Source organism: Janibacter corallicola NBRC 107790, assembly GCF_001570965.1.
In the GTDB taxonomy this organism is placed as follows: Bacteria; Actinomycetota; Actinomycetes; order Actinomycetales; family Dermatophilaceae; genus Janibacter; species Janibacter corallicola.
Genome location: NZ_BCSR01000001.1, coordinates 185,169 through 211,309 on the forward strand (window position 1 = coordinate 185,169; position 26,141 = coordinate 211,309).

The 26,141-nt window shown below is 72.3% G+C and carries 26 protein-coding genes; 9 read left to right on the top strand and 17 right to left on the bottom strand.

Annotated elements, in window-relative coordinates:
- The first annotated feature begins 5 nt into the window (after positions 1-5).
- Positions 6-494, top strand: coding sequence for a MarR family winged helix-turn-helix transcriptional regulator (locus JCO01S_RS00975; RefSeq protein WP_068249525.1), 489 nt, complete (start codon positions 6-8; stop codon positions 492-494).
- A 107-nt stretch (positions 495-601) separates the two neighbouring features.
- Here JCO01S_RS00975 and JCO01S_RS00980 read toward each other — a convergent pair whose 3' ends face one another.
- Positions 602-937, bottom strand: coding sequence for an MGMT family protein (locus tag JCO01S_RS00980; protein ID WP_068249527.1), 336 nt, complete (start codon positions 935-937; stop codon positions 602-604).
- Between the two features lie 2 nt (positions 938-939).
- Positions 940-1,629, bottom strand: a complete 690-nt coding sequence (locus tag JCO01S_RS00985) for a peptidylprolyl isomerase (RefSeq protein WP_068249529.1) — start codon at positions 1,627-1,629, stop codon at positions 940-942.
- Between the two features lie 59 nt (positions 1,630-1,688).
- Here JCO01S_RS00985 and JCO01S_RS00990 point away from each other — a divergent pair, with 59 nt between their 5' ends.
- From JCO01S_RS00990 to JCO01S_RS01000, 3 genes are all read left to right on the top strand, one after another.
- Positions 1,689-2,648 (top strand): NAD(P)H-dependent flavin oxidoreductase, encoded by a 960-nt coding sequence (locus JCO01S_RS00990; RefSeq protein ID WP_068249531.1) that lies wholly within the window; start codon positions 1,689-1,691, stop codon positions 2,646-2,648.
- A gap of 71 nt (positions 2,649-2,719) precedes the next feature.
- Positions 2,720-3,031 carry a hypothetical protein gene (locus JCO01S_RS00995; protein WP_157074423.1) on the top strand — a complete coding sequence of 104 codons (312 nt, stop codon included), beginning with the start codon at positions 2,720-2,722 and terminating at the stop codon, positions 3,029-3,031.
- A 41-nt stretch (positions 3,032-3,072) separates the two neighbouring features.
- The gene (locus JCO01S_RS01000; protein ID WP_068249535.1) at positions 3,073-4,542 is read left to right on the top strand and encodes a hypothetical protein; all 1,470 of its coding nucleotides are present in this window, start codon (positions 3,073-3,075) and stop codon (positions 4,540-4,542) included.
- Positions 4,543-4,624: 82 nt separating this feature from the next.
- Here the strand turns inward: JCO01S_RS01000 and JCO01S_RS01005 are convergent, their stop codons facing one another.
- The 4 genes from JCO01S_RS01005 to JCO01S_RS01020 form a co-directional block, all read right to left on the bottom strand.
- Complete coding sequence (locus JCO01S_RS01005) at positions 4,625-5,278, bottom strand: FMN reductase (protein ID WP_068249537.1); 654 nt, start codon at positions 5,276-5,278, stop codon at positions 4,625-4,627.
- The gene (locus JCO01S_RS01010) at positions 5,275-6,441 is read right to left on the bottom strand and encodes a CE1758 family FMN-dependent luciferase-like monooxygenase (RefSeq protein WP_068249620.1); all 1,167 of its coding nucleotides are present in this window, start codon (positions 6,439-6,441) and stop codon (positions 5,275-5,277) included. The genes JCO01S_RS01005 and JCO01S_RS01010 overlap by 4 nt, the downstream gene beginning before the upstream one ends.
- Positions 6,442-6,536: 95 nt before the next feature.
- Positions 6,537-7,376 carry an SMP-30/gluconolactonase/LRE family protein gene (locus JCO01S_RS01015; protein WP_068249622.1) on the bottom strand — a complete coding sequence of 280 codons (840 nt, stop codon included), beginning with the start codon at positions 7,374-7,376 and terminating at the stop codon, positions 6,537-6,539.
- A gap of 14 nt (positions 7,377-7,390) precedes the next feature.
- Positions 7,391-8,344: a methylenetetrahydrofolate reductase gene (locus tag JCO01S_RS01020; protein WP_084342522.1), complete on the bottom strand. Its 954-nt coding sequence runs from the start codon at positions 8,342-8,344 to the stop codon at positions 7,391-7,393.
- Positions 8,345-8,453: 109 nt separating this feature from the next.
- On the opposite strand from JCO01S_RS01020, the gene JCO01S_RS01025 reads away from it, so the two are divergent.
- Positions 8,454-9,212, top strand: coding sequence for an SDR family NAD(P)-dependent oxidoreductase (locus JCO01S_RS01025; protein ID WP_068249626.1), 759 nt, complete (start codon positions 8,454-8,456; stop codon positions 9,210-9,212).
- A gap of 28 nt (positions 9,213-9,240) precedes the next feature.
- Positions 9,241-9,687, top strand: a complete 447-nt coding sequence (gene aroQ / locus JCO01S_RS01030) for a type II 3-dehydroquinate dehydratase (RefSeq protein ID WP_068249539.1) — start codon at positions 9,241-9,243, stop codon at positions 9,685-9,687.
- A 3-nt stretch (positions 9,688-9,690) separates the two neighbouring features.
- Here the strand turns inward: aroQ and JCO01S_RS01035 are convergent, their stop codons facing one another.
- The 3 genes from JCO01S_RS01035 to JCO01S_RS01045 are packed head-to-tail and all read right to left on the bottom strand — an operon-like array spanning position 9,691 to position 12,090.
- Complete coding sequence (locus JCO01S_RS01035; protein WP_068249541.1) at positions 9,691-10,158, bottom strand: aminoacyl-tRNA deacylase; 468 nt, start codon at positions 10,156-10,158, stop codon at positions 9,691-9,693.
- A 1-nt stretch (position 10,159) separates the two neighbouring features.
- A complete protein-coding gene (locus tag JCO01S_RS01040; protein ID WP_068249543.1) occupies positions 10,160-10,912 on the bottom strand; it encodes an enoyl-CoA hydratase/isomerase family protein in 753 nt (250 codons plus the stop codon).
- Positions 10,912-12,090: a thiolase family protein gene (locus JCO01S_RS01045; protein ID WP_068249628.1), complete on the bottom strand. Its 1,179-nt coding sequence runs from the start codon at positions 12,088-12,090 to the stop codon at positions 10,912-10,914. Before JCO01S_RS01045 ends, JCO01S_RS01040 begins: the two co-directional genes overlap by 1 nt.
- Before the next feature lie 139 nt (positions 12,091-12,229).
- Here JCO01S_RS01045 and JCO01S_RS01050 point away from each other — a divergent pair, with 139 nt between their 5' ends.
- Complete coding sequence (locus tag JCO01S_RS01050; protein WP_174521055.1) at positions 12,230-12,544, top strand: hypothetical protein; 315 nt, start codon at positions 12,230-12,232, stop codon at positions 12,542-12,544.
- Positions 12,545-12,572: 28 nt separating this feature from the next.
- On the opposite strand, the gene JCO01S_RS01055 is transcribed toward JCO01S_RS01050, so the two are convergent.
- Genes JCO01S_RS01055 through JCO01S_RS01075 form a run of 5 tightly spaced genes read right to left on the bottom strand, consistent with a single transcriptional unit; the run spans position 12,573 to position 20,152 of the window.
- On the bottom strand, positions 12,573-13,097 hold the full coding sequence (locus JCO01S_RS01055; RefSeq protein WP_068249545.1) for a GNAT family N-acetyltransferase: 525 nt from the start codon (positions 13,095-13,097) through the stop codon (positions 12,573-12,575).
- Positions 13,094-14,923 (bottom strand): penicillin acylase family protein, encoded by a 1,830-nt coding sequence (locus tag JCO01S_RS01060; RefSeq protein ID WP_157074424.1) that lies wholly within the window; start codon positions 14,921-14,923, stop codon positions 13,094-13,096. Before JCO01S_RS01060 ends, JCO01S_RS01055 begins: the two co-directional genes overlap by 4 nt.
- Positions 14,920-17,253, bottom strand: a complete 2,334-nt coding sequence (locus tag JCO01S_RS01065; RefSeq protein ID WP_068249549.1) for a GNAT family N-acetyltransferase — start codon at positions 17,251-17,253, stop codon at positions 14,920-14,922. Before JCO01S_RS01065 ends, JCO01S_RS01060 begins: the two co-directional genes overlap by 4 nt.
- Positions 17,250-18,656, bottom strand: coding sequence for a lysine N(6)-hydroxylase/L-ornithine N(5)-oxygenase family protein (locus tag JCO01S_RS01070; protein ID WP_068249551.1), 1,407 nt, complete (start codon positions 18,654-18,656; stop codon positions 17,250-17,252). The genes JCO01S_RS01065 and JCO01S_RS01070 overlap by 4 nt, the downstream gene beginning before the upstream one ends.
- The gene (locus tag JCO01S_RS01075; RefSeq protein ID WP_068249553.1) at positions 18,653-20,152 is read right to left on the bottom strand and encodes a pyridoxal phosphate-dependent decarboxylase family protein; all 1,500 of its coding nucleotides are present in this window, start codon (positions 20,150-20,152) and stop codon (positions 18,653-18,655) included. The genes JCO01S_RS01070 and JCO01S_RS01075 overlap by 4 nt, the downstream gene beginning before the upstream one ends.
- 92 nt (positions 20,153-20,244) lie before the next feature.
- Between JCO01S_RS01075 and JCO01S_RS01080 the strand changes: the two genes are divergently transcribed.
- Together JCO01S_RS01080 and JCO01S_RS01085 are read left to right on the top strand one after the other, a co-directional pair.
- Positions 20,245-21,489 carry an MFS transporter gene (locus JCO01S_RS01080; protein WP_068249632.1) on the top strand — a complete coding sequence of 415 codons (1,245 nt, stop codon included), beginning with the start codon at positions 20,245-20,247 and terminating at the stop codon, positions 21,487-21,489.
- Positions 21,490-21,587: 98 nt separating this feature from the next.
- Positions 21,588-22,490, top strand: coding sequence for an SDR family oxidoreductase (locus JCO01S_RS01085; RefSeq protein WP_068249555.1), 903 nt, complete (start codon positions 21,588-21,590; stop codon positions 22,488-22,490).
- Positions 22,491-22,496: 6 nt separating this feature from the next.
- On the opposite strand, the gene JCO01S_RS01090 is transcribed toward JCO01S_RS01085, so the two are convergent.
- Genes JCO01S_RS01090 through JCO01S_RS01095 form a run of 3 tightly spaced genes read right to left on the bottom strand, consistent with a single transcriptional unit; the run spans position 22,497 to position 25,937 of the window.
- Positions 22,497-24,032: an FMN-binding glutamate synthase family protein gene (locus tag JCO01S_RS01090; protein WP_068249558.1), complete on the bottom strand. Its 1,536-nt coding sequence runs from the start codon at positions 24,030-24,032 to the stop codon at positions 22,497-22,499.
- A 57-nt stretch (positions 24,033-24,089) separates the two neighbouring features.
- Positions 24,090-24,221: a putative transporter small subunit gene (locus tag JCO01S_RS16055; protein WP_218002198.1), complete on the bottom strand. Its 132-nt coding sequence runs from the start codon at positions 24,219-24,221 to the stop codon at positions 24,090-24,092.
- Positions 24,222-24,236: 15 nt separating this feature from the next.
- Entirely contained in the window at positions 24,237-25,937 is a 1,701-nt protein-coding gene (locus JCO01S_RS01095; RefSeq protein ID WP_068249560.1) for a sodium:solute symporter family transporter, read from the bottom strand.
- Positions 25,938-26,141: the final 204 nt, after the last annotated feature.

Here is a 26,141-nt window from a genome sequence, read left to right on the forward strand (position 1 = left end):
ACCGGATGACGGGGACCAGGTCTGAGGTTCGGCGGGCGGAGACACCTGACCAGCTGGGCAATGCGCCGGGCTTCGTCATCCGCAGGCTCTACCAGTCCTACACCGCCCTGTGGTCGCGCATGATCGGCTCTCAGCTGACCGGACCGCAGTTCGCGGTCCTCGACGTCCTCGACGCCTACGACGGGTCCGACCAGGTGTCGGTGGGCCATGCCGCTGCGCTCGACGCCTCGACCATGGTGGACGTCGCGCGACGGCTCGAGCGCCGCTCACTCATCGTCCGGACCCGGTCGCCGATCGATGCCCGCCGCAAGGTCGTGCAGATCACCTCCCTCGGGGAGAGTGAGCTCGCTCGGGCGCGCGAACGGCGCGTGGAGCTCGAGGGGATCCTCTTCGGTCACAACCGACGGCGCAAGGACGAGATCATGGCCGAGATGAATGATCTCAGCAAACGGTGGGTGGAGCTCGCGTCCGAGCTCGCGGCTGCCGACGACTGAGGTCCTGGCTGTCGGCGGGTCGGGCTGGCGTGGATCCCCGTGACGACGCAGAGCACGGCGGCGAAGGGAGCGGACCGGCTCCGCCGCGAGCGCTGAGGGGGCGCCGCTCAGGTCAGGTCGGCGACCGCCTCGGCGTGGGCCCGGGCCAGCTCCTCCAGGTCGGCGCGGTACTCCGCCATCCGGCAGCCGCGTCCGTTGCGCTTGACGAGCAGACCCTCGTCCGCCCAGTGCTCGAAGGCCGTCTCCCGCTTGAACTTCGGCGGGTCCCCGGCCGCGTTGACGACCCGCCACCAGGCGACGCCGGAGCCGTACTCGCGCATGATCGCCCCGACGTGACGTGGCCCGGTGCCGACGAGCTCGGCGAGGTCGCCGTAGGAGACCACCCGGCCGGAGGGCACCAGCTCCACCGCCCGCAGCACCTTCTCCACGAGCACCTCGTCCATGCTCACCCCTGCTCGATCGTGACCTTCTCGATCGTGTGCTCGACCTCCGGAGCCCCCTCGCCGTCGGAGCCGTCCTCGGCGATCCGCTGCAGGACGTCCTGCCCGTCGGTGACCTGCCCGAAGAGGCTGTAGTCCGGCGCCAGCGCGACCCCCGCCTGCCCGGTGATGATGAAGAACTGCGAGCCGTTGGTGTCCGGCCCGCTGTTGGCCATCGCGACCGAGCCGACCTTGTAGGCGCCCTTCTTCGGCAGCTCGTCCTCGAAGGTGTAGCCCGGCCCGCCCGTGCCGTTGCCCTCCGGGTCGCCGCCCTGGGCCATGAAGTTCGTGATGACCCGGTGGAAGGTCAGCCCGTCGTAGAAGTGGTATCGGGAGAGCACGACGAAGTTGTTGACCGTCTTCGGCGCCTTCTTGGCATCCAGGGCGATCTCGATCTCGCCGGCGTCGGTCTCCAGCGTCGCCGTGTACTTCTTCTTCGTGTCGATGCACATCGGCGGCGCCTGCTCGAAGCTCGTCGTCCGCTGCGACGAGCCGTCCTCGGCCGGGCACTGCGTCTCGCCGCTGGCCGAGTCCGCACTGGAAGAGCCGCCCGAGGCGCTGCTCGAGGAGTCGCCCGAGCCGTCCGATCCCGAGCCGCACCCGGCGAGGACGAGCACGGCGGCAGCGGCGACGGGGGCGAGGCGGCGGAGGGTCATGGACGTGAGTCTACGAAGGTCCGCGGGCCCCACCGTGGCAGGCGCGGCATCATGACCCCATGACCTCGCTCGCCACCCTGCTCGAACGCACTCTGATCGTGTCCGCCCCCATGGCCGGGGCCGCCGGCGGCCGGCTCGCCCATGCCGTCACCGAGGGCGGCGGCCTCGGGATGGTCGGGACCCGCGGCACCTCCTCCCGGGCCTGGATCGCCGAGCAGGCAGCGATCGCCGGGGCGGGAGGCACCGCCCTTCGAGGCGACTCCGTCGCACCTCAGGGCACTCCCTTCGGCATCGGGTTGATGGCGTGGCCGCCCTCGGTGACCGAGCAGGTCGAGGCGGTGCTCGCTCTCGAGGGCGAGCAACGGCCGGCCTTCGTGTCGGTCTCCTTCGGCCCCCTCGCCGAGCCGGTCGCCCGGCTGCGGGAGGCCGGTCTGCCCGTGGTGAGCCAGGTGGGCGACGAGGCGGACATCGAGGAGGCGCTCGCGGCCGACGTCGACGGCCTCGTGGCCCGCGGTGGCGAAGGGGGTGGCCACGGCCGTGACGCGATGCCCACGGAAGAGATCCTCCGGCTCGCGCTCGCTGCGACCGACCGCCCGGTCCTGGCCGCGGGCGGCATCGCCACCTCCGACGACGTCGCGGCGGTGCTCGCGGCCGGCGCGGCCGCGGCCTGGTGCGGGACCGCCTTCCTCACCTGTCGTGAGGCGGACAACTCCGAGGCCGCCCGGGCCGCGCTCGCGCGGGCCACGGGCACGCGGTACTCGCGGGTCCACGACGTCGCCCAGGAGCTGGCCTGGCCGCCGCAGTTCGGCGCCCGGGCGGTCGCCACCCCCTTCGTGCGGGAGTGGGCCGGCCGCGAGCACGAGATGGACGCCGCGGCCAGGGCCGAGCACGCGGCAGGGCGCGAGCGCGGCGACGTCGCCTACGTGCCGCTCTACGCGGGGGTCGGCGTCGAGCGGCTCACCAGCGGGACCGACGCCGCCACCGTCGTCGCCGAGCTGACCCCCGGAGGCCGCGGATGAAGGTGCGCGACGACGAGCACCACGTCTGGCGGGTGAGTCGCCGGTGGCTGCCGTGGCGGCGGAAGTGCCGCATGCCTGACGCCTGGTCGAATGCCTCCGGCACCGGGATCGAGGTCATCGACGGCATCATCTTCCTCGTCCTCATCGTGCCGCTGCTCCTGTGGAGCGTGGTCATCCTCCTCGAGATGCTGCTGCTCCTGCTGGTCCTGCCCTTCACCCTGCTCGGCAGGCTCCTGGGCAGCCCCTGGCCCGTCGAGGTGCGCGACGGGTGGACCTTCGCGTGGGAGACGAAGGTCGTCGGCTGGGAGCAGAGCGAGCGGGCCGTTAGGGAGATCGCCGAGATCCTGCGTCATGGCGGTCGGCCCTGGGGCCACTTCGGCTGACCCCGGTTCCCGCTGTGAGCCACGTCACGCACAATGACGGTATGAGCGAGACCTCACCGGGCGTGCACTTCCCCTCCGACGGCGAGGGGAGGCGCGGGACGAGCACCACGACGAAGGGGATCCTCGCCGACTCCGTGCGCGGGGTCGACCCCGGCCTGGCCGAACGGATCGAGACGGCCGAGGACTGGCGCAAGGGCTACGTCGGGCTCGTCCACGAGGCCACGGCCGCGAGTGCGACCTCCGCGGACGCCGCCCGCCGGATCGCCGCCGACGGGCTGGCCTCCATGCGCTCCCGGATGGTCCTCGTCGACCGGCACGGTGACGAGGTGGCGCTGGAGGCGGCCGACCTCCCGGCCGAGGGCGCCCCCTTCGCCACGGAGTCGGTGCGCGGGACCGGGCCGCGCGTGCAGACCCTGCAGGTGCCCTACCGCGGCAGCGTCCTCGAGGGCGAGCGGCTGCGCGGCCAGCTCGCCGCGTGGGTGGACGCCGGCGTCGTCGAGCCCTCGTTCGCGGCCGCGGTCGGCGAGGTCATCGACCACCCGGAGTGGCTCGACGCAGGCGGGCACCGGGTGCTGCTCATCGGCGCCGGCGCAGAGATGGGCCCGCTGGAGACACTGCTCTCCTGGGGCGCGGACGTCATGGCCGTGGACCTGCCCCGGAGCAAGGCCTGGCGGTACAAGAAGGCCATGGCCCACCGGGGCTCGGGCACCCTGACCTTCCCCGTCGACGAGGACGGCGAGGAGGGCGCGGACGTCATCCACCAGCCCGGTCAGGTCCTGGAGTGGATCCGCCGGGAGCGCGGCGGGGCGCCGCTCGCGATCGGGATGCACGCCTACGCCGACTCCGGGGTGCACGTGCGGGTGTCCGCGGCCGTCGACGCCCTGATGTCCCGGCTGACCGGGGACGGACCCCGGACCGCGCTCGCCTGGCTGGCCACACCGACGGATGCCTTCGTCGTCCCGCCCGAGGTCGTCGCGGAGGCGCGCTCCCGGTGGTCCGGCCGCGGCTTCGGCATCAAGGCGGTGCAGGCACCGACCCGCGCGATGGCCCGGGGGCGGCTCTTCGCCCCCGCCTACCGCAGCGCGGAGGACGGCGAGCTCGGTATCGCGGACGTCATCGTGCCCCAGCAGGGTCCGAACTACGTCATCGCCAAGCGGCTGCAGCGCTGGCGCGGTGTCGAGGCCGAGGCCTCCGGGCAGCGGGTCTCCTTCAACGTCGCCCCGGCCACCTGGACGAGGTCGGTGACGAAGAACCCCGTGCTCGGCGCGGCCTACGGGGGAGCCCACCGTTTCGGGGTCGAGGTCTTCCAGCCCGAGACCGTCCGTCCGCTCATGGCGGCGCTGCTCGTGCGGGACCTGGTGCGCGAGGCGCCGCAGCGCTCCCATCCGGAGGAGCTCTTCAGCGACGCTGCCGCACACGGCGGGTTGTGGCGCGTGGGCTACGAGCCCAAGACCGCGCTCGGCGTCGCGGCGATCGCGGGGCTGCCGACATCGCTGCGCCGGCGTCGCTGACGGACGCCGCAGGTCATTCGAGGTCGGGGCGCCCGGCTATTCGCGCGCTCCGACCTCGAATCAGCGGCCCCACCGCGCGCCCTCAGCCCCGCCCGTCGTGCCCGCGCAGCAGCGAGGAGAAGTCCGTCACCGGTTCGAGGCCGTGGGCGCTGGAGCGTTCGTCGTTCGTGGTGGGGGAGAAGCCCGCCGAGCCCGCGGTGTCCGCGACGACGAGGGCGGCCAGCTCGCTCGCGGCGCGGTGCACCCGGGTATCGAGGCCGGTGTCCCCGCCGAAGTCGTCGGTCGCGGCGAAGACGCCGGTGGGCACGACGACGGCACGCAGGTAGGCGAGCATCGGACGCAGCGCGTGCTCGAGCACGAGGCTGTGCCGGGCGGTGCCCGCGGTCGCGGCCGCGAGGACCGGCACCCCGATGAGCGCGTCCTTGCCGAGCAGGTCGAAGAAGGTCTTGAAGAGCCCGGAGTAGCTCGCGGTGAAGACCGGTGTCACGGCGATCATGCCGTCGGCGTCGGCCACCAGCCGCTGCGCGTCCACGAGGCCGGGTGTCGGCCGGTTGCCCGAGACCATCGTCTGGGCCATCTCCACGGCGAGCTCACGCAGCTCGATGACGTCGATCTGCGCCTCCTCGCCGCGCCCGCCGACCGCGGCCCGCGTGGCGTCGGCCAGCTGGTCGGCGAGCAGTCGGGTGCTGGAGGGCTCCGAGAGGCCCGCCGTGACGACGACGATGCGCCGGCTCATCGGGCCGCTCCCACGGTGGTCTCCTCCGCGGCCGCCTGCTGCTCGGCGATGGCGACGGGAGAGGAGATGACCTGCCGGTGCGGGCTCGCCGGGCCCTGGGCGGCGAGCGTCTCGTGCGTCGGCGGGTCGCTCGGCACGTGCTCGGGACGGCGCCGCTCGAACTCCGTGCGCAGCGTCGGCACGACCTCCTTGCCGAGGATCTCGATCTGCTCCAGGACGGTGTCCAGGGGGACCCCGGCGTGGTCGACGAGGAAGAGCTGGCGCTGGTAGTCGCCGACGGAGTCGGCGAAGCCGAGGGTGCGCTCGATGACCTGATCCGGGGTGCCGACGGTCAGCGGCGTCTGCGCGGTGAAGTCCTCCAGGGAGGGGCCGTGCCCGTAGACCGGCGCATTGTCGAAGTAGGGGCGGAAGATCTTCTTGGCCTCGGCCTCGGAGTCGGCCATGAAGACGTGCCCGCCGAGGCCGACGAAGGCCTGGTCGGCAGCGCCGTGGCCGTAGTGCTCGAAGCGCTGGCGGTAGAGGTTCACCATGGCCGCGGTGTGCTCCATGTTCCAGAAGATGTTGTTGTGGAAGAAGCCGTCACCGTAGAAGGCGGCCTGCTCGGCGATCTCCGTGGAGCGGATGGACCCGTGCCACACGAAGGGCGGGGTGTCGTCCAGCGGGAAGGGCGTGGCGGTGAAACCCTGCAGCGGGGTGCGGAACTGCCCCTTCCAGGAGATGTTCTTCTCCCGCCACAGCCGGCGCAGCAGGTGGTAGTTCTCGATCGCGAGCGGGATGCCCTGGCGGATGTCCTTGCCGAACCACGGGTAGACGGGGCCGGTGTTGCCGCGGCCCATCATCAGGTCGACCCGGCCCTCGGACAGGTGCTGCAGGAAGGAGTAGTCCTCCGCGATGCGCACCGGGTCGGTCGTCGTGATGAGGGTGGTCGCGGTGGAGAGCGTCAGGTGCTTCGTCTGCGCCGCGATGTAGGCCAGGTGCGTCGTCGGGGCGGACGGGACGAAGGGAGGGTTGTGGTGCTCGCCCGTGGCGAAGACGTCGAGGCCGACCTCCTCGGCCTTGAGCGCGATCTTGGTCATCGAGTCGATCCGCTCGCCCTCGGTGGGGGTGCGCCCGGTGGTCGGGTCGGTGGTGACGTCGCCGATCGTGAAGATCCCGAACTGCATGGTCATCCCGCCTCTCAGTAGGTTGTTGACCGTTCAACCAGCATCCCGCGTGGTTCATTCCCGTTCCGCGTGGGCGGTGCTGCGCCCCAGGATCCTCACCCGGCGAAGGGGGTCACCAGCTTCCCCCGCACCCCCGGCCGCGCCACGAAGACCGACCCGGCAGCCGGGTCCACGCCCTCGGCGAGGTTCTCCCGGGAGGTCGTGACGAAGAGCTGCTCCAGGTCCGGACCGCCGAAGGCGCACGAGGTCACCTGTGCCGCCCCGACCTCGATGACCGCGTCACGGACGCCCTCGGGGGACCACCGCTCCACCCTGGAACCGCCGAAGACGGCCGTCCACACGCCCCCTTCGGCATCCACGGTGAGCCCGTCGGGGTTGCCCTCGACCCTGGCGTGCACCCGGCGGCCGGTCAGGCCCGACTCCGGGTCGAAGTCGAAGCAGGCGATCTGCCCCGTCGGGGTGTCGTTGTAGTACGCCAGCCGCCCGTCCGGGGAGAAGTCGATGCCGTTGGAGATCGTCACCGCGTCCAGGGCGGTCTCCGGTCCGCGGCCGGGCCGCACCCGGTAGAGGCGGGCCGCCCCCTTCGCCTGGTCGTAGGCCATCGACCCGACGTAGAGGCTCCCGTCTGGGGCCACCCCGCCCTCGTTCATCCGGATCGCGGGGCTCTCCCACACGGGACGAAGGGGGTCGACCCCGCCCTCCTCGTCGAGCAGCGCCAGTCCCCGCTCCACCGCGACGACCGCGCCACCGGCGGCGCGGGGGCGGATCATCGCGGCGACGTCACCGACCTGGGTGCGGGTCACCTGCCCGGATCCGGCGAGGTGGAGCACGTCACCGGCGAGCATGTCGACGCACGCGAGGCCGCCCCAGCCGGGCCACCAGCAGGCCCCCTCGCCGTGGTGGGTGATCGAGTCGGTCAGGCGTTCGGCGCGCATGGTCACGAGCCTAGTCAGCCGCGCTCGAGCAGCTCCGAGATCTCGTGGGTCAGCTCGACGGCCGCCTCGATCTCCACGCGCCGCGCCGAGACCGACTCGACGTTGAAGCCGAAGGGGACGCCCAGGTACCGGCAGAAGCCGGCGAGCTCACGGGCGGCGCTCAGCGCGTGCTCACGGGACCACGTGAGCGGGTCCGTGGCGTGCAGGATCTCGTTGCGCATCCACGCCGGGACCTGCACGCCGAGCCACTCGAGGAAGGAGAGGGTCTTCGCGGACCCGCACAGCGAGAGGGTGAAGATCAGCGGGGCAGCCTCCAGGCCCTCCTCGACCACGGAGTAGCGGTAGTCCGAGGCGAGGTTCTTCGCCGCCGTGAGGTCGTAGACGACCTGGCTGATGAAGAAGCCGGCGCCCGCGCGCTGCTTGGCCAGCAGCCGCTCGTGCTCGTCGGCGCGCTGCGTGTGCCGCTCCGGGATGGTCACGGCGCCCAGCGCAAGGTCGGGGCGGACCCGCCGGCGCAGCTCGAGTGCCTCCTGCAGGCTCGTGCGCATCGGGGTGCCGCGCGTGGAGGAGCCGACGAAGACGGTGAGGAGTCGCTCGGGCGCCCCGACCAGCCAGTCGCCCAGCTCGTCCTGCCCGTACTTGCCCACGCAGCGGTAGACGATCGCCGGGCGGTCCCAGTCGGTCAGGTGCTCCAGCAGGTAGTCGGTCGGGTCGAGGGTCTCGACGAAGGGGAAGGGCCGTGGCGCGTTGTTGCGGTCCGACTCGTCGACGAGGTCGTAGAGCACGAGGGCGTCCACCGGGAGGTCCTCGACCCGCGCCATGGTCCGCTCGGCGATCTCCGGCAACCGCTGCGGGTCGGTGCTCACCCGGGGTGGCGTCAGGCCGAAGAGCAGCACCTCGCGGGGGTTGCTGCTGGGGCCGGGGAAGGATCCGCCGACGTGCTGCGTCGCAGGGGGATCGATGGACATGCCCGCACCGTATCCGGAGCCGGGATCGCCCGCGCGGGCGTCTCGCCCGCGGGTGGTGGCGCGCCGTTAGGCTCGGGGCACAGCCACCACGACACGAGGGAGCATGCACATGCAGGTCAAGGACACGGCCGCGATCGTCACCGGGGGTGCCTCCGGGCTGGGAGCGGCCACGGCAGCGGAGCTCGCGGGTCGGGGCGCGAAGGTCTTCGCCTTCGACCTCCCGGACTCCATCGGCAAGGCCCCTGCCGTCGACGGCGTGCAGTACGTCGAGGTGGACGTGACCGACGAGGACCAGGTGCGCGAGGGCGTCGCCACCGCGGCCGGTGCCGGTGTCCCCCTTCGTTCCGTCGTCAACTGCGCGGGCATCGGCCCGTCGATGCGCATCCTCGGCCGCAAGGGCCCCCACGACCTGGGCTTCTACGCCAAGGTCGTCCAGATCAACCTCATCGGCTCCTTCAACGTGCTCACCCTCGCCGCCGAGGAGATCGCCAGGACCGAGCCGCTGGAGCACGACGCCCGCGGTGTCATCGTCAACACCGCCTCCGTCGCCGGCTACGAGGGCCAGATCGGGCAGGCGGCCTACGCCTCCAGCAAGGCCGGCATCATCGGGCTCACCCTGCCCGCCGCTCGTGACCTCGCCCAGCACGGCATCCGCGTGCTCACGATCGCCCCCGGCATCGTCGAGACCCCGATGCTCGCGACGGTCTCGGAGGAGTTCCGCGAGGGCCTGGCGAAGGGAGTCCCCTTCCCGCAGCGACTCGGTCGACCGGAGGAGTACGCCCAGCTGGCGCTCTCGCTCATCGACCACGACTACCTCAACGGCGAGGTCGTGCGCATGGACGGCGCCCTGCGCATGGCCCCGCGCTGATCGCCGCCCGGCCCGAAGGGAGCCTGCCGTGAGCGCAGCGACCATCACCGTCATCAACGGTCCCAACCTGAACTTGCTGGGGACCCGCGAGCCCGGGATCTACGGCACCGAGACGCTCGCCGACGTCGAGGCCCGGTGCGTCGCGGTCGCGGAGGAGCTGGGCCTGGCGCTGGAGTGCTTCCAGGGCAACGGCGAGGGCGAGATCATCGACGCGATCCACCGGGCCCGTGGTGGCAGCGCGGGCCTGGTGGTCAACGCCGGTGCCTACACCCACACCTCGATCGCGATCCGGGACGCCCTCGCGGCGGTGGAGGCCCCCTTCGTCGAGGTGCACATCTCGAACGTCCACGCCCGGGAGCCCTTCCGGGCCCACTCCTACCTCTCGGACATCGCGGCCGCGGTCATCCTCGGCTGCGGCACGCAGGGATACGACTTCGCGATCCGGCGCCTGGCCGCGCTCGTCTCCGACAGGTAGCGGTCAGGCGGGGTCGGTCACGTCCGCGACCTGCGCGCCGAGGGCCGCGAGAGCGGCATCGGCCTCGAGCGTCGCGGCGACCCCGTGGTCACCGGCCCCGAGGGAGATGGTGCGGCCGGTCACCGTCGCGTCGGCGATGACCGGCAGCGTCGTCAACGAGCCGAAGGGGGTGATCGTGCCCCGCTCGTATCCGGTCACCTCGCGGGCGGTCTCCTTGTCCGGCATGGAGATCCGGTTCACGCCGAGGTGGGCGCGCAGCTTCGGCCAGGAGATCTGCCGACCGCCGGGCACGAGGACGAGGAGGAAGTCTCCCTCGCCCCGGCGCACCACGAGGGTCTTGATGATGTCCTCGGGCGCCACCCCGCGGGCCGCGGCCGCCTCCTCGAGCGAGCCGACCCGCCCGTGCCGGGTGATCGTGAAGTCGATGCCACTCTCGGTGAGGGCCTGCTCGGCCCGCTCCGCGCCGGACACGTCAGCGCCCCAGGAAGGCCGCGAAGAGGTCGCGGGCCTCCGCGCTCGTCGATCGCGCCGCGATCGTGTCGGCCTCGTCCCGACGGCTCTCCTCCCGCGGCCGGTCGGCACCGGCCCGCAGCAGTCGGCGGGCCTGGCCATAGGCCTCGGAGGCGCCGGCGGCCCAGATGGTGGCGAGCTCCCGCGCCCGCTCGAGCGGGTCCGCCGCGACCTCCGCGACGAGGCCCTCCTCGCGGGCCTCGTCCGCGGACAGCGGAGTGCCCCGCAGGGCGAAGGCGAGCGCTCGCTGGCGGCCCATCGCCAGCGGTAGCGCCACCGAGGTTCCGCAGTCCGGGGTGAGGCCGATCTTCGGGTAGGCGAAGACGAACTTCGTGCCCGCGGCCGCCACGACGACGTCGCCGGCGAGCATGATCCCCAGACCGCCGCCGGCGACGGCTCCGCTGACGGCGACGACGACGGGCTTGGCCATGGTCTGGAGGATCTCGATCGCTGCGTCCGCCGTCATCGCCAGCTCGTGGACGTAGCCACTGGGGTCCTCCGCCCCGGCGAAACGGCCGACGTCTCCGCCGCCGCAGAAGCGCGGGCCGGCACCGCTGAGCAGGACCGCGCGCACGTTCGTGTCGCCGGCGGCGCGCTCGGCGGCCTCGCCCAGGGCACGGGCGAGCGGCAGGTCGATGGTGTTGGCCGCATCGGGACGGTTGAGCTCGATGTGCCCGATGTCGTCGGCCACCGAGTAGTTGACCGGCTCTTCCATCAGACCCTCCTGAAGAGCGCGGCGAGGGCCTGGCCACCGCCGATGCACATGGTGACGATGCCCAGCTCGAGGTCGTTGCGGACCATGTGCTTGGCGGCGCGGACGGTGAGGATCCCGCCGGTCGCCCCGACGGGGTGCCCGAGGGCGATGGCCCCGCCGTAGGGGTTGACCCGCGCGGGGTCGAGGCCGGTGTCGCGGATGACGGCGACGGCCTGGGAGGCGAAGGCCTCGTTGAGCTCGATGACGCCGATGTCCGTGGGGGTGGTCCCGGTCTTCTCGAAGAGCGCCCGCAGCGCGTGGGTCGGGGCGTATCCCATGAGCTCCGGCTCCATCGCCGCGGTGGCGACGGCCTCGAGGCTGACGAGTCCGGTCAGGCCCCGCTCGGCGACGGCCGACTCGCGGCCGAGGACGACGACACCCGCGCCGTCGTTGATCCCGGAGGCGTTCCCGGCGGTGACCGTGCCGTCCTTGCTGAAGGCCGGACGCAGCCCCGCGAGGGTCTCCAGGGTGGTGTCGGGCTTGGGGTGCTCGTCCTCGTCGGCGGTGAAGGGCTTGCGGCCACCGACCTCGACGGGGACGATCTCCTCGGCGAAGGCGGCCTGCGCCTCCGGCGAGGCGGCCCGGCGCTGCGACTCGAGCGCGAACTCGTCCTGCTCCTGCCGGGACACACCGTACTTCGTCGCGACGTTCTCCGCGGTGACGCCCATGTGGATGTCGTGGAAGGGGTCGGTGAGCATCAGGACCGTGCCGTCCTCGAGCGTCCGGTTGCCGAGCTTGTACCCGCTCCTGGCGCCGAAGTCGTAGAAGGGCATCCGGGTCATCGACTCGTCGCCGCCGGCGAGGGTGAAGTCGAGCTCGTTCCACCGCATCTCCATCGCGGCGGACCAGATGGCCTGCAGGCCGGAGCCGCACAGCCGGTTGACCGTGTAGGCGGGCACATTCGTGGGCAGGCCCGCGGCCACGGCGACGCGGCGCGCGTTGTAGGCATCCGGGCCGACCTGGCCGATGCAGCCCATGACGACCTCGGAGACGTCCTCGCCCGCCACCTCGGCCCGGCGCAGCGCCTCCCGGCCCGCGGTGGCACCGAGCTCGTGGCCCGGGACGTTCTTGAAGATGCCTCCGAAGCTACCGGTGGGCGTTCGGGCTCCGTCGACGACGATGATCTTCTCGGTGCTCATGTCCATGCTCCGTGCTCGGGTGTGGGACGACAGGGGCAGCATCCCATGACACGTTCGTCCGGCCCCTGGGGTGCGAAGGGCGATGCCCGTCCCCCGCCACCCTTCGAGGCTCGGCCGCCACCTCGGTAGCGTGAGCCTCATGTCACTGCGCAGCGCCGAGACAGTCCAGACCGCCCCCGTCGCCGCCCTCGGGCTCGTCGGCGGCTTCCTCGTGGCCCGGGAGACCGGCCTGCGTCCGCTCGGCGGCGTCGTCCTCGGCGCGGCCGGCCTCTTCGCAGGCCGCAGCTGGTCGGCGAAGACCGACCCCGCCACCACCGCGGCGCTCTCGGCGATCTACCTCGGCGGTTTCGGTGCCTCCCACCCGCTCGCGAAGAAGGTCGGCGCCTGGCCGTCCGTGCTCGGCGTCGCCGCCGTCTCGGCCGCGGCCTCCTACGCCCTGTCCGACCGGCGCTGAGTCCCTTCGCCGGTGGTGGCGGGACTCCTCAGCGACGACCGGAGGCCGCGAGGAGCGAGGTGAAGCGCTCGCGGGTCAGGTAGACGAAGCGGGCGTCCTTCTCCCCGACCCTGATGCGGTCCCCGAGCTCGAAGCCGCTCTGCTCCAGCCGATGCAGGATGGCCCGGTTGGAGGCGTCCGGCTCGCCGACGAGGCGCTGGACGGTCGGGTCGGCGAAGACCCAGTCGAAGATCGCGGCGCCGACCCCCAGCGGGTCCTGCCCCGGAGCGACGAAGACGTGCGCACCGAGGTCGCCGGGTGCCACGGCGTAGGCCCTCGCGATCGGGTCGTGCTCGGGCTCGTACGTCTGCAGCAGGGCGACCGGCTGGCCGTGACGTTCGACCATCCACGCCCAGTGCGCCTCGAGCGAGTCGACGAAGGCGTAGATGTCGCGGATCTCCTCGACGCTCTTGTCGGCCATGCCCCAGAAGTGGCCGCGTGGTTGGGTGACCCAGTCGTGGATGAGCGGTGCGTCCTCGGCGGGACGAAGGGGGCGGAAGGTCAGGTCGGTCATCGGGTCTCCTCGGGGGGTGGGGTGTCGTCGTCGCGCACCGGCAGCAGCCTTCCGGTGCGCCACAGGTCGTGCTGGTCCCTCTCGTGGGGCCGGTCGTGGGCGCCGTCGGCCCCCAGCGGCACGATCCACGAGCTGTCGCCGCCGATGGACCACACGAGACGGGCGGCGGGTCCGCGCCAGCACAGGTCGCTCAGGCCCGGTGCAGCGGCCGTCGCCAGGACGCAGTCCCCGTCCCCGCCGAGGGGACCGCTGGCCGGGGCGTGGCCCGGCACGGTCCGGACGAAGGGGGCGGTGTGCCGATCGCCCCACGTCGCCCCGTCGAGCGCCTCGGCCGCGCGGGCGAGGGCCTCGGCGGCGAGCTCCCCGAGGGGCAGTCCCCAGTCGTGGCCGACGTGGACGACCCGTTCGATGCCGGCCCCGATGCGGGCCACGGTGTCCGTCCACGGCGCGAACATCGGGGCGAGGCCGGTCGGGGTGTGCAGCGCGGCGAGACGGGGGTGGTCGGCGACGAGGCGCACGAGCTCGGTGCGCCAGGTGGCGAAGACCGCGGCCTCGGCGGAGTGGGCGTCCATCCGCCCGTCCCACGCGAGCAGCCGGCGGAGGACGTCCGCTGCGGGGCCGGTGGCCGTGACACCGCCGAGGAGGCGCCGGAAGGTCGGCCAGGAGCCGAGGTGGGTGTCCGTCTGGACGCTCGCGAGGCCCGCGGTGTCCCAGCGCTCGCGCTCGGCGAGCCGGGCCGCGATGCGGCGGGCCCGGTGGGGTGCGGCGAACTCCTCGCCGAGCGCGGCGACGGAGGGGCGCCGGTCGTTGGCGTGCACGACGACCTCGCCCTCGGCGAGGTCACGGCGGGCCGGTGGGACCGGCACGGTGCCGTCCGTCGTCACCATCCGGCCGGCCACCCGTTCGCGCACCCGGCCGTCGGCGCCCGCGATGAGCACGGCGTTGACGGGCTCCACCCAGTCCTCGAGCGCCGCATCGACGTCGTCGACGGTCCGGGCCAGCAGCAGCCGGCGCATGGTGGCCAGCCCGATGTCGCGCTCGACGCCGGCCGGGGTGATCGGTGCGGGCATCCTCCCCGTGCCGCCGATCGCCTGGTAGTCGGCCATGGCGTGGGTGATCGCCCAGGCGACCGAGCCCGTGTGCCCGAAGTGGGCGACCCCGGGGACCCCGGCGAAGGCGAGCCCGGCGACCTCGATGGAGGGGGTGCCCAGCCGCACCTGCTGGTAGATGCCGGGAGCCTCGAGGACGCGGTGCGGGTCGGCGGCGATCATCGGGGCGCCGGTGCTGGTGCGTGACCCGGTGAGCGCCCAGGCGTTGCTGCCCCCGAGCGGCACGCCCTCGTGGGAGAGCAGGTCCAGCGCGTCCTCCCCGAGGGTGGCCCGGACGCGCCGACGCCACAGCTGGTGGCCGAAGGAGCCCATGAGCACGTGTTGCACGAGGAAGACCCCGGCCGGGTCCCACGGCTCCCACCGCTGCGGCTGGACCCCTGCCGCGGTGAGCTCCGGTGACCGGGAGGCACCCTCCTCGAGGCCTTCGTTGACCCCGTCGACGAAGGCGAGCAGCCACGCCTCGGTGTCCGGGTCGAGCCCCGTCACCGCCGACCGGGCGATCTGCGCCAGTCCCGCGGCGGTGGCGAAGGCGTCCCAGTCCTCGTCCCCGAGGAGGCCGGCGACGCTCGCCTCCGAGCGCCGCCGCTCCACCTCGATCTGCCAGGCCCGGTCGATCGCCGCCGACCAGCCCTGGGCGAAGGCGAGGTCCTCGAGCGTGGCGCCCCAGCAGTGCGGGATGCCGTGGGCGTCCCGCTCCACTCGCCAGCGCCGGGTCACGGCGAGCCCACCGCCACCCTCGCCTGCGCGGTGTGCAGCGGGTTCGCCAGCCGGCCGGCCGTGATGAGCGAGCCGGCGGGATCGGTGAGGTCGACCATCTGCAGGGTGTTGCGCAGCTGGAGGCGGTTGAGGCACGAGTGCTCGAAGTCCTCGCGCAGCAGGTCCAGCCTTGCCGCCTCCGGGTACTCCCGGGCGTGGTCGGCGATGCACTCGGCGACGAGCGCCCAGAAGTCCTCGCCGGCCAGCAGTCCGTCGTCATCGAGGATCTCCGCGACGTAACGCAGGACCCCGTCGACGACGTCGGTGAGGATGGAGAGGGACTGCACCTGCGGGTCCAGGACCGTGCGGATCCGTTCGATCTCCGGCGGCAGCGGACGCTCGGACATGACGACGACCTCCTCCCCGACGTCCTTCATGAAGGCGCCGACGGGCACGTGCTCGGAGAGCACGAGGATGAGGTTCTCCCCGTGCGGCATGAAGGCCAGGTCGTGCACGCCGAGGCAGTGCACGACCGGGCGCAGGTAGGCCCGCAGGTAGGCCCGCACCCACTCGCTGGGCCCCAGCGGCGATGCGGCGACGAGCTCCCCGAGCAGCGACGTGCCGGCGGAGTCCCGGTGCAGCAGCGCGGCCATGGTCACCGCCCGCTGCCCGGTCGCGAGCCGCGGCACCGGCGACTCCCGCCACAGGGCGGCGACCATCTTCGTGTGCGCGTTCGGCGAACCGAGGGCGTGGTAGGCATCACCCGTGTAGCCGACGGCGGCGACTTCCCGCAGCACCCCGAACCCGCACGCCGCCAGCTCCGGGTCCGCGCCGACGACCGAGGCGACCCAGTCGTTGATCGCCGGGGTAGCCCGCATGTACCGGGGCGAGAGCCCCCGCAGGAAGCCCATGTTCTGGATCGCCAGCGCCGTCTTGGTGTACCCGCGCTCCGGGTGGTCGGCGTCGAGGAAGGTGCGGATCGACTGCTGGGCGCGGTGCCGGGTCGAGCCCCGCCCGAGCGGGACGACGTCGCCCCGGCCGATGTCCGCGGCGAAGGTCACCGCCAGTTTGTGGTCCCACTGCCACGGGTGGACGGGCAGGTAGAGGTACTCCTCCGGCACGGCCCCCTTCGCCTCGAGGAGTCGGGCGAAGCGGGTGAGCTCGGCCTCGCCGAGCACGGCCGCGTAGTGCTCCTGCTCGCTCAGCCCCTCCGCGAGCGAGAGGTGCGCGGCGCCGCGGCGCACGGCGACCCACTGCAGGCGCACGTCGGCGCCGGTCTCCGGCGCGTAGGCGGCCTGGTCGCTCGCCGAGTAGCCGATCCGGCCGCTCCCGGCGACGAATGCCGGGTGCCCCTCGCTCATCGCCGCCTCGATCGTCTGCAGGTCGGCGTCGAGCAGCTCGCGGCTCGTGTGCCGCTCGTGGTGCCAGCACCACGCGAGGTGGGCGAGGGTGCCGCTCAGCTCCTCGAGGTAGGTCGAGCGCAGGTGGTCCGGGATGCCCAGGTCGGCGTGCAGCTCCGAGACCACCGCGAGGGCGTCGACCTCCGCCGGTGCGCCGTCCACGACCCGCTCGATGCTCGCGGGCTCGACCCGCCAGTGCTCGAGCGCGTGCCGACTCGCAGCGAAGGTGTAACGGGCCTGCCCGGCACGCACCACCCAGCGCCCGTCACCGGTCGGCTCCGGCGCGAGCAGCCGCTCGTGGGTGAACTCCCCGAGAGCCTTCGCGGCCAGGTGGCGGTGCGCTCGCTGAACGACCCCGGGCTCGAGGTGGGCCAGGTCCGGGTCGTGGCGCTCGCCGCCGCGTTCGAGCGAGCTGGCGAGGAAATCCTCGAGGGTGCAGAAGCTCAGCAGCGCGTCCTTCTCGGCCAGGCCGATGACCCGGTCGGGCACGAAGCCGGCGGCCGCGTTCTTCGCGTGGATCGCGGCGTTGCGCACGTCCGGCTCGACGACGACCCGCGTGACGGCGGGGTCGCGGAAGCAGAAGTGCATCACCGCCCGGAAGACCTGCGAGGTGAGCCCGTGCACCGGCGCCGACGCCGGCGCCACGAGGACGTGCATCCCCAGGTCGCCCTCGGCCACCGGGTAGTGCGCCGCGAGCGGGCTGCGGGCGGGGTCGTAGGTCTCGGCGAGGAAGAGCGGCTCGCCCTCGAGGCGCCCCAGCCACGCGTCGTGGTGCGGGTCGGCGTCGATCTGGTCGAACTCGGCGCGAGACTGCTCGGGGGTGAAGCCCTGCATCTCCCAGAAGTGGGCCTTCGGGTCGGTCACCCACGTGTGCAGCAGCCGGGCGTGCTCGGTGGGGAGCACCGGCTCGATGGTGATCCGGCCGAGGGGAGTGAGGTGCGTGGCGGTCATCGGCCCACCTCCACGGGGGTCCGGTCGGCGCGAAGGGGGACGGGTCCCCCTTCGTCGCGGGTCGCCACCGGCGAGTCGAGCTCGTGGACCCCGAACTGCTGGAAGGCGATCCGCTCCTCGACCGGGTAGACCTCCCTGCCCGTCACGGCCCGGATGATCACCGAGTTGCGGTAGGCACCCATGCCCAGGTCGGGCGCGAGCAGGCTGTGCGTGTGCTCCTCGGCGTTCTGCACGAAGATCCTCCCGTCGTGGTCGACGCTGTAGTCCGCGGCGGTGTCGTAGCGGCCGCGCTCGTCCCAGTGGATGTGCTCGCGCACCGGTTCGAGGAAGCCGGGGACCCGCGGCCGGTACCCGGTCGCCAGGACCAGCCCCTCGGTCTCGACGCGGTAGTCGAGCCCCTGCTCCTGGTGGTGCACCTGCAGGGTGTAGCCGGCCTCGGGATCCCACGCGGCCTCGCGCAGCTCACCACCGGTGAGCAGCGTCGTCGGCACCGGCTGCCCGGTCTCGACACGGATCCGGTAGAGGGTGTCGTAGATCGTGTCCACGAGGTCGCCGCTGATGCCCTTGTGGAGGCTGCGCTGCTCGCGCCCGAGCCGGTCGCGCCGACCGGTCGGCAGCGCCCGGAAGTACCGGGCGTACTCCGGTGAGGTCATCTCGAGGGTGAGCTTCGTGTACTCCATGGGGAAGAAGCGCGGCGAGCGGGTGATCCAGGTCAGGTGGTAGTCGTGCTCGGGGATGCCCTCGAGCAGGTCGAGGTAGATCTCGGCGGCGGACTGGCCGCTGCCGACGACGGTGATGCTGCGCCGGCTTCGCAGCTGCTCGCGCCGGGTGAGGTAGTCCGCGCTGTGCGTCACGGGGCCGTCGAGCCCGTCGAGGACGGGCGGCACGCTGGGAGAGGTGCCGATGCCGACCACGACGTGGCGGGCGTGCACGGTGGTGCGCGACCCGTCGCCGCGACGGGCGGTGACCGTGTAGGTCCCGGTGCCCGGGTCCCGCTCGACCGCGGTCACCTCGTGGCCCCACCGGATGGTGTCCAGCTGCTCGGCGACCCACCGGCAGTAGGCGTCGTACTCCGCGCGAAGGGGGTTGAAGTCCTCCCGGATGTAGAAGGGGTAGAGCCGGCCGACCTGCTTGAGGTGGTTGAGGAAGCTGAACCGGCTCGTCGGGTCGGCCATCGTCACCAGGTCGGCCATGAAGGGCACCTGGATCGTCGCGCCCTCGATCATCATCCCCGGGTGCCAGGAGAAGCCCTCCCGTGCCTCGAGGAAGACCGCGTCGAGGTCGGGCAGGTCCTGGGTGAGGGCCGCGAGGCCGAGGTTGAAGGGGCCGACGCCGATCCCGACGACGTCATACGTCTTTGCTCCCTGAGGAGCTTGCGCAGCAAGCGTCTCGAAGGGCTTCATCGGATCACCTCCGTGAGGTCGTCCGCGGACAGGTCCCCGCCGAGGAGCTCCTCGTCGGCGGCGTCCTCCGCCCGCAGGTCCTCCCCGGTGCGCGCGATCGTCTCGAGGATGCCGCGCAGGTGCTCCAGCGGCGTGTGCGGGTTGAGCAGGGTGAACTTCAGCCACGCCCGCCCGTCGATGGTCGTGCCGGCGACCATGACGTCACCGCTCCCGAGCAGCTCGTGGCGGATCCGTGGGGCCAGGTGGTCCGCGTCCTCGGCGCTGAGCCCCTCCGGGCGGTACCGCATGAGCACCGTGCTCAGCACGGGCTCGGCGGCCACCTCGAAGCGCTCGTCCTCGACGAGCACGTCGTAGACCTCCCGTGCCCGGTCGATGACCTCGTCGAACATCTCGCCGACGGCGTCGGCGCCGACGACCCGCAGGGTGAGCCACAGCTTGAGCGCGTCGAAGCGCCGGGTCGTCTGCATCGACTTGTCGACGAGGTTGGGCGCGACCGAGGTGCGCGGGTTGAGGTAGTCCGCGTGGTGGGTGACGTGGCGCAGCGTCCGGCCGTCGGCGACGATGACCGCGCTCGAGCTGACCGGCTGGAACCACGTCTTGTGGAAGTCGACGGTCACCGAGTCGGCCCGCTCGATGCCCTCGAGGAGGTGCCGGCGCCGACGGGAGGCGAGCAGCCCGCCACCGTAGGCGGCGTCGACGTGCAGCCAGACGCCGTGGTCGGCGCAGATCGCTGCGAGCTCACGAAGGGGGTCGACCGCACCGAGGTCGGTGGTCCCGGCCGTGGCCGAGACGGCCATGGCGACCTCGCCACGCTCGCGCAGGGCGTCCAGCTCGCGGCGGAGCGCATCGGGGCGCATCCGGCCGGAGGCATCGGTGGGGACGTCGATGACCGCGTCCTCGGCCAGACCCATGACCCGGGTGGCCTTGAGGACGCTGAAGTGGGCGTGGGCGGTGGTGAGCACGCGCAGCCGGGCCCGGTGGGCGGTGGCCGCCTCGCCCCGGAGGTCGCCCATCGCCTCGCCGCGGGCGAGGACGAGCGCCTGGAGGTTGGACTGGGTGCCGCCGCTGGTGAAGACGCCGTCGGCCTGCCCACCGAGGCCGATCCGCTCGGCGGTCCAGTCGACGAGGCGCTGCTCGATGAGGGTGCCGCCGGCGCTCTGGTCCCAGGTGTCGACCGAGGTGTTGACCGCCGCGAGGATCCCCTCGGCGAGGACGGCCGGCAGCGTGACCGGGCAGTTGAGGTGGGCCACGTAGGAGGGGTGGTGGAACCAGACCGCGTCCCGCAGGTAGAGATCGCCGACCTCCGCCAGGGCGCTGTCGAGGTCGACGGCCGGGCGGTCCAGGTCGACCGCGGCCACGCGGGGAGCGAGGTCGGCGACGGTGGCGCCGGTCGAGGGGGAGTCGGCCGCCAGGTGCCGGGCCACGAGCTCGGTGACACGGGTCATGCCGGCGAGGTAGTCGGCGACGCTGTCGTGCGTGAGAAGTTGACTGTCCACAGACGAATCCTTGAACTTAGGCTTACCTTACTTAAGCAAGGCTTGTCTAAGGTACATCCGACCGCGTTCTCGACAGAAAGCCGTCCGTGACCATGACGACCACCGGCACACACACCCCCGCAGCGACCGAATCGCTGGAATCGGGGCGGTTCCGCCTCATCACGGCGCTGTACTTCACGCAGTACCTCGGCGTGGGGTTCCTGACGATCGGGCTGGTCGCCATCCTCCGGGACGGCGGCACCTCGCTCGCCACGCTCGGCCTGCTGCAGACCATCGGCATCATCTGGCCGATCAAGGTCCTCTGGGCCCCGCTCGTGGACCGCTTCGGCAGCACGCGCTTCGGCCACTACCGCTCCTGGCTGGTGCCGTTGCAGCTCGGCCTCGTCCTCGCGCTGCTGGCCCTCACCCCCTTCGCGCCCCCCTCGGAGCACCTCGGACCGGTCATCGCCATCGCGACCCTCTTCGTGCTCTTCTCGGCCACCCAGGACATCGCCGCGGACGCCCTCGCGGTGCGCCTGCTCACCTCGGGAGAGCGAGGCCTGGGCAACGGCATCCAGGTCGGCGGCAACTACCTCGGCACCGTGGTCGGCGGGGGAGTCGCGGTCATCGTCCACGACCAGTGGGGCTGGGTCCCGGCGATGATCCTCCTCGCCGCGCTCACCGCCGTCGCGCTCGTCGTCGTCATCGCCTACCGCGAGCCGGCCCGCGAGGTGCGCGTGCGCCGGGCGGGCTACCGGGACCTGCTGACCGTCTTCGGCCAGCCGGGCTGCCGCAGCTGGGTCCTCGTCGTCATCCCGCTGTACTACATCGGTGCGGCCGTCGGCTACGCGATCGTCTCCCCGGCGCTCGTGGACGCCGGGTGGTCCCTGACGAGGATCGGGGTCGTCTCGGGGGCGATCGCCTCCGTCCCGGCCGTGCTCTCCTCGCTCGGCGCCGGTGCCCTCGTCTCCCGCTGGGGCCGGCTGCGGGTGCTCGTCCTCGGCGGCGTCGTGCTCGCGCTGGCCATCCTCTGCCTCGTGCCCCTCGCGCTCGGGTCCGCCCCGACCGGGTGGACGACGATCGCCCTCTGCGTCTTCATGGCGGCCTACGCGATGGCCAACGTCGTCGTCTACACGATCAACATGGACTACGCGCGGGCGGACTCCGCGGGCACCGACTTCACGATGCTCAGCTGCATCGCGCTCGCGGTCTCCTTCGTGGCGGCCGGCGTGGCGCTCGCGGCCGCCGAGTACATCGGCTACGTCGGCGTCCTCGGCGCGTCCGTGGCCCTCGTCCTCCTCGGGACCGTTCTCGGTGCCCGGCACCAGCGGCGGCACGCGCCCGCCGGAGGCCGCTGACGTCGCCGGAGGACTCCGGGCGGTCGGGTGTCGGACCCACCCGACCCGGGTAGGTGACCGGGGTGCACGTCCCTGAGGAAATCACCACGGAGGTCCCCATGACTGAGAGCACCGCCAGCAGCCGGGCAGCCCGGATGCCCACGACCGAGCAGGGTGGCTTCCCGGCCCAGCAGCAGGAGCTGCCGGGGGCCACCGCCGAGATGGACCCCGTGCCCGACCACGGCGAGGAGAGCTACCGCGGCAGCGGCCGCCTGCAGGGGCTGCGGGCCCTGATCACCGGCGGTGACTCCGGCATCGGACGCGCGGTGGCCATCGCCTTCGCCCGCGAGGGAGCGGACGTCGCGCTGTCCTACCTCCCCGAGGAGCAGCAGGACGCCGAGGAGACCGCCCGCTGGGTGCGTGAGGCCGGCCGGACGGCGTTGCTGTGCCCCGGTGACCTGACCGAGCACGCGACGTGCACCGAGCTCGTCGGGCAGGTCGTCGCCGACCTCGGCGGTCTCGACGTGCTCGTAAACAACGCCGGCGTCCAGTACGCCAGGGACGCAGGGCTGGCCGAGATGGGGCCGGAGCGGATCGAGCGCATCCTGCGCACCAACCTCCACGCGCTGCTCTGGCTGACCCAGGCGGCGGTGCCCCACCTCGGGGAGGGCGGCAGCATCATCAACGTCAGCTCGATCCAGGCCTACGAGCCCTCGACCTCGCTGCTGGACTACGCGGCGACCAAGGCGGGCATCAACAACTTCACGGTCAACCTCGCCGCAGAGCTCGGGCCGCAGGGCATCCGCGTCAACGCCGTCGCTCCCGGTCCGATCTGGACACCGCTCCAGCCGGCCACCCAGAAGGTCGAGAAGATCGAGGCCTTCGGCGCCGACACCCCCCTCGGCAGGGCGGGGCAGCCGGCCGAGGTCGCCCCGGCCTTCGTCTACCTCGCGGCCCCCGCAGAGGCCGGCTACGTCTCGGGCACCGTGCTCGGGGTCACGGGCGGCAAGCCGGTCTTCTGACCCGTCTCAGCGCACCCCGCCGGGCGAGGGGAGGAAGCGGTCCGCCGAGGCGGCCTGCCAGTCCGCTGCCCAGTCCCGCGGCGGCTCGGCGAGGAGCTGACCGGGCGCGAGCCATTCGTAGAGCTCCGCGTAGGAGCGCACCTCTTCGTGGGAGACGTTGTGCCGCAACATGTCCGGGGTCAGATCCTCCGGTTGGCGGGCGCCCATGGTCGCCATCATCTGCACGGCCTGGTCGACGGTCGCCTCGTGGTACCGGTGCACGCGGGCACTCTTGTCCCCGACGTCGAGGGCGCGCGCCCGGCGCGGGTCCTGGGTCGTCACCCCCACCGGGCAGGTGCCGGTGTGGCAGCGCTGGGCCTGGATGCAGCCGACGGCCATCATCATCGCGCGGGCGGCGTTGGTGTAGTCGGCGCCCTGGATGAGGCGCCGGACGATGTCGTTGCCGGTCGCGACCTTGCCGCTCGCGCCGACCTTGATCCGGTCGCGGATCCCCGTGCCCACGAGGGCGTTGTGCACGAGCATCAGCCCGTTCGTCAGCGGCATCCCGACGTGGTCCTCGTACTCCAGCGGGGCGGCGGCGGTACCCCCTTCGGAGCCGTCCACGATGATGAAGTCCGGGGCCGTGCCGACCTCGCGGATCGCCTTGCAGATGGCCAGCACGTCCCTGCGGGAGCCGACGCACAGCTTGAAGCCGGTCGGCTTGCCGCCGGAGAGCTCCCGCATGCGGGCGATGAACTCGATGAGCTCCACCGGGGTGGAGAAGGCCGTGTGCCTGGCCGGGCTGACGCACTTCTGCCCCTCGGGCACCCCGCGCACCCGGGCGATCTCGGGTGAGACCTTCGCCGCGGGCAGCACGCCCCCGATGCCGGGCTTGGCACCCTGCGAGAGCTTGAGCGAGACGCACTTGACCTGCTCGTGGGCCGATTGCTCCCGGAACTGGTCCGGGTCGAACTCGCCGTCAGTGGTGCGGGCGCCGAAGTATCCCGACCCGATCTCCCAGACCAGGTCGCCGCCCCGCTCCAGGTGGTGGTCCGAGAGGCCTCCTTCGCCGGTGTCGTGGGCGAAGCCGCCTCGCCGGGCGCCCTCGTTGAGGGCGAGGATCGCGTTGGCGGACAGGGCCCCGAAGCTCATCGCCGAGACGTTGAGCAGGGACATGTCGTAGGGCCGGCTGCAGTCCGGCCCGCCGACTCGCACCCGAGGCGGCTCGTCGGGCGGGTCCAGCGGGGTGGTGGAGTGCACGAGGTGCTCGTAGCCGGCCCGGTGCACGTCGCGCTCGGTGCCGAAGGAGAGCTCGCCGTGGATCCCCTTCGCCCGCTCGTAGATGACCGAGCGCACGTCACGGTTGTACGGGCGGCCGTCCCAGTTGCGCTCGATGAAGTACTGCTGCAGCTCGGGGCGCAGCCCCTCCAGCAGGTAGCGCATGTGCCCGATGACCGGGTAGTTGCGCAGCACCGAGTGCTTCCTCTGCAGCAGGTCGTGGGCGCCGACCGCGGCCACCGCCGCACCCGTGCCGATCAGTCCCTTGCCGATACCTCGCGCCATGGTCTGCTCCCTCCGAGCCGTGGTCTCCCAGTCCGGGATACCACGCCACGACGGTACTCAGACCAGATCGCGCCCCTTCTTCCGGACGGCCCGCATCTCTTTGACGAAGCCGGTGCAGATCACGGCGAGCACGATGGCGACGATGACGGGCCACATCAGGACGTAGACGGTCAGTGCGGTGACGGACATGTTCGGTTCCTTTCCTCAGACGGTGGCGTGCTCGTCGTCGCTGTCGTCGACGAGTCCGGCGGGGGAGCCGGGGTCGTCCTCCGGGTCGAAGTCGTCGGTGAGCCGGGCGATGTCGGCGAAGTCGTACGGCTCGGCCCCGGAGGCCAGGGTCATCCCGGCGCACACCAGGGTGGAGACGGCATAGGCCACGAGGGAGCCGGACAGGGCCGGGTAGTCCGCGATGACGCCGAGGGCGAAGGGGGCGAGCACGGCCGCCCCGACCGCGCCGCCGACGATGCCGACCCGGGGGCCGAAGAAGCCGAAGAGCATCAGGCCGATGACGACGCCGATGCCGACGATGCCGATCACCTCGACCACCAGGTCGGTCCCCGTCGTGCGGGGGATCCAGCTGAAGCGGACCGGGAGGAAGAGCGCCAGCGCGACGAGCACCGAGACGGTGAAGGCGGAGTTGGTCACCTTCGACCAGTAGAAGGAGGCGATGACCGGGAAGACCAGGCAGCCCCACAGCGCGCCGACGAAGACGAGCAGGTCGAGGATGTTCAGCTGCAGTGCCGCGAAGGCGACCGCCGCCGCCGTGGCCAGGACCATCGTCATCCGTCCGATGAGCAGCATCGTGCGCGGGTTGACGGCGTGGCCGCTGCGGCGGGCGCTGACGCCGTAGATGTCGGTCATGACGATCGAGGAGAGTGCCGCGAGGTCGGAGTCGGCCGTCGAGGACAGCGAGCCGATGATCAGCACGAAGAAGAGGACGATGAGCGGTGTCGCCAGGTGGTTCGAGGCCAGCTGCGGGAGCAGGTTGTTCGGGTTGCCGCCCGCGGGCTCGATCCCCGCGTAGAGGGCGAGGACGCCGAGCATGCCGATGCCGATGACGGTCGCGCCGTACCCGAGCGTCGCGGTGACGAAGGTCGGCTTGATCAGGTCCTCGCGCACGGCGAAGAGCCGCTGGGCGATGGTCTGGTTGCCGATCGCGTAGGCCAGGACCGCGGCGATGTACGGGGCGCCCTGGGAGAGGAAGGCCTCGGAGGAGAAGAAGTTGGCCTGCTGCGGGGTCAGGTTGGTCGCGCCCTCGCGCAGCAGGTCGGTCCCGCCGAGGATGAAGAAGAAGGCGGGCACGAGCACGACGACCGCGCCGAGCATGGCGACGACCTGGGCGAAGTCGGTGAGGACCGAGGCGCGGAAGCCGGACCAGATCGTGTAGAGCAGGACGCCGCCGGCGATCGCGAGGACGCCCTGGATGAAGGAGAGCGGCGAGAGCATCGCGATGAGCGCGCCCCCGGCGATGAAGTTCGACATCAGCGAGATGACGCTGCCGAGGACGTTGGAGCCGGCGAGCATCAGCTGGCTGGAGCGTCCGTGGCGCACGGCCATGACCTGGGCCAGCGTGTGGGCCCGTGGCGCGACGGCGCGGATCCGCTTGCCGAAGGGGTAGATGAAGAGGATCATCAGCGCGCCCCACAGGCCGTAGTGGATCGGGCCGGAGATCCCGTAGAGGTACCCGGAGGTCGCCGAGGCGTAGAGCGACGACGCCCAGACCCAGGTCGCGGTCATCGAGGCGGCGGAGATGCCGAAACCGATGCCGTGGCCGGCGGTCATGTAGTCATCGGCGTTCTCGTCCTCGCCCCGGGAGATCTTCACGGACATGTACATGGTCAGTCCGTAGAAGAGGAGCAGGAGGAGGACGACGGTGACGATTCCCAAGGGCGGCTCGCTGGGCATGCCTTCCTTTCGCTGTGTGGTTGTCGGGGTGCGGCGAGCGGAACATAACCCCGGCCCACACTGCATGGCCAGTCGTGCCATTCGGCATCAATTGCCCTCAAATGGGCACTTTGCCCGATGAGATCAACGAAGTGTGCATGCCCATGCACCCCGGGTGGGTGTGGCGCACTTCACTGGTGTATGGCGCGGCCCCCGACGGGCGAA

Coding starts and splice junctions, on each gene's coding strand:
- JCO01S_RS01040 (WP_068249543.1), bottom strand. CDS start 10,912: ATGGAAGAGCCGGTCAACTACTCGGTGGCCGACGACATCGGGCACATC.
- JCO01S_RS01085 (WP_068249555.1), top strand. CDS start 21,588: ATGACTGAGAGCACCGCCAGCAGCCGGGCAGCCCGGATGCCCACGACC.
- JCO01S_RS01055 (WP_068249545.1), bottom strand. CDS start 13,097: ATGACCGACCTGACCTTCCGCCCCCTTCGTCCCGCCGAGGACGCACCG.
- JCO01S_RS01070 (WP_068249551.1), bottom strand. CDS start 18,656: ATGAAGCCCTTCGAGACGCTTGCTGCGCAAGCTCCTCAGGGAGCAAAG.
- JCO01S_RS00990 (WP_068249531.1), top strand. CDS start 1,689: ATGACCTCGCTCGCCACCCTGCTCGAACGCACTCTGATCGTGTCCGCC.
- JCO01S_RS01090 (WP_068249558.1), bottom strand. CDS start 24,032: ATGGCGCGAGGTATCGGCAAGGGACTGATCGGCACGGGTGCGGCGGTG.
- JCO01S_RS01095 (WP_068249560.1), bottom strand. CDS start 25,937: ATGCCCAGCGAGCCGCCCTTGGGAATCGTCACCGTCGTCCTCCTCCTG.
- JCO01S_RS00995 (WP_157074423.1), top strand. CDS start 2,720: ATGCCTGACGCCTGGTCGAATGCCTCCGGCACCGGGATCGAGGTCATC.
- JCO01S_RS00980 (WP_068249527.1), bottom strand. CDS start 937: ATGGACGAGGTGCTCGTGGAGAAGGTGCTGCGGGCGGTGGAGCTGGTG.
- JCO01S_RS00985 (WP_068249529.1), bottom strand. CDS start 1,629: ATGACCCTCCGCCGCCTCGCCCCCGTCGCCGCTGCCGCCGTGCTCGTC.
- JCO01S_RS01005 (WP_068249537.1), bottom strand. CDS start 5,278: ATGAGCCGGCGCATCGTCGTCGTCACGGCGGGCCTCTCGGAGCCCTCC.
- JCO01S_RS01025 (WP_068249626.1), top strand. CDS start 8,454: ATGCAGGTCAAGGACACGGCCGCGATCGTCACCGGGGGTGCCTCCGGG.
- JCO01S_RS01010 (WP_068249620.1), bottom strand. CDS start 6,441: ATGCAGTTCGGGATCTTCACGATCGGCGACGTCACCACCGACCCGACC.
- JCO01S_RS01000 (WP_068249535.1), top strand. CDS start 3,073: ATGAGCGAGACCTCACCGGGCGTGCACTTCCCCTCCGACGGCGAGGGG.
- JCO01S_RS01065 (WP_068249549.1), bottom strand. CDS start 17,253: ATGACCGCCACGCACCTCACTCCCCTCGGCCGGATCACCATCGAGCCG.
- JCO01S_RS01050 (WP_174521055.1), top strand. CDS start 12,230: ATGTCACTGCGCAGCGCCGAGACAGTCCAGACCGCCCCCGTCGCCGCC.
- JCO01S_RS00975 (WP_068249525.1), top strand. CDS start 6: ATGACGGGGACCAGGTCTGAGGTTCGGCGGGCGGAGACACCTGACCAG.
- JCO01S_RS01015 (WP_068249622.1), bottom strand. CDS start 7,376: ATGCGCGCCGAACGCCTGACCGACTCGATCACCCACCACGGCGAGGGG.
- JCO01S_RS01080 (WP_068249632.1), top strand. CDS start 20,245: ATGACGACCACCGGCACACACACCCCCGCAGCGACCGAATCGCTGGAA.
- JCO01S_RS16055 (WP_218002198.1), bottom strand. CDS start 24,221: ATGTCCGTCACCGCACTGACCGTCTACGTCCTGATGTGGCCCGTCATC.
- JCO01S_RS01045 (WP_068249628.1), bottom strand. CDS start 12,090: ATGAGCACCGAGAAGATCATCGTCGTCGACGGAGCCCGAACGCCCACC.
- JCO01S_RS01020 (WP_084342522.1), bottom strand. CDS start 8,344: ATGTCCATCGATCCCCCTGCGACGCAGCACGTCGGCGGATCCTTCCCC.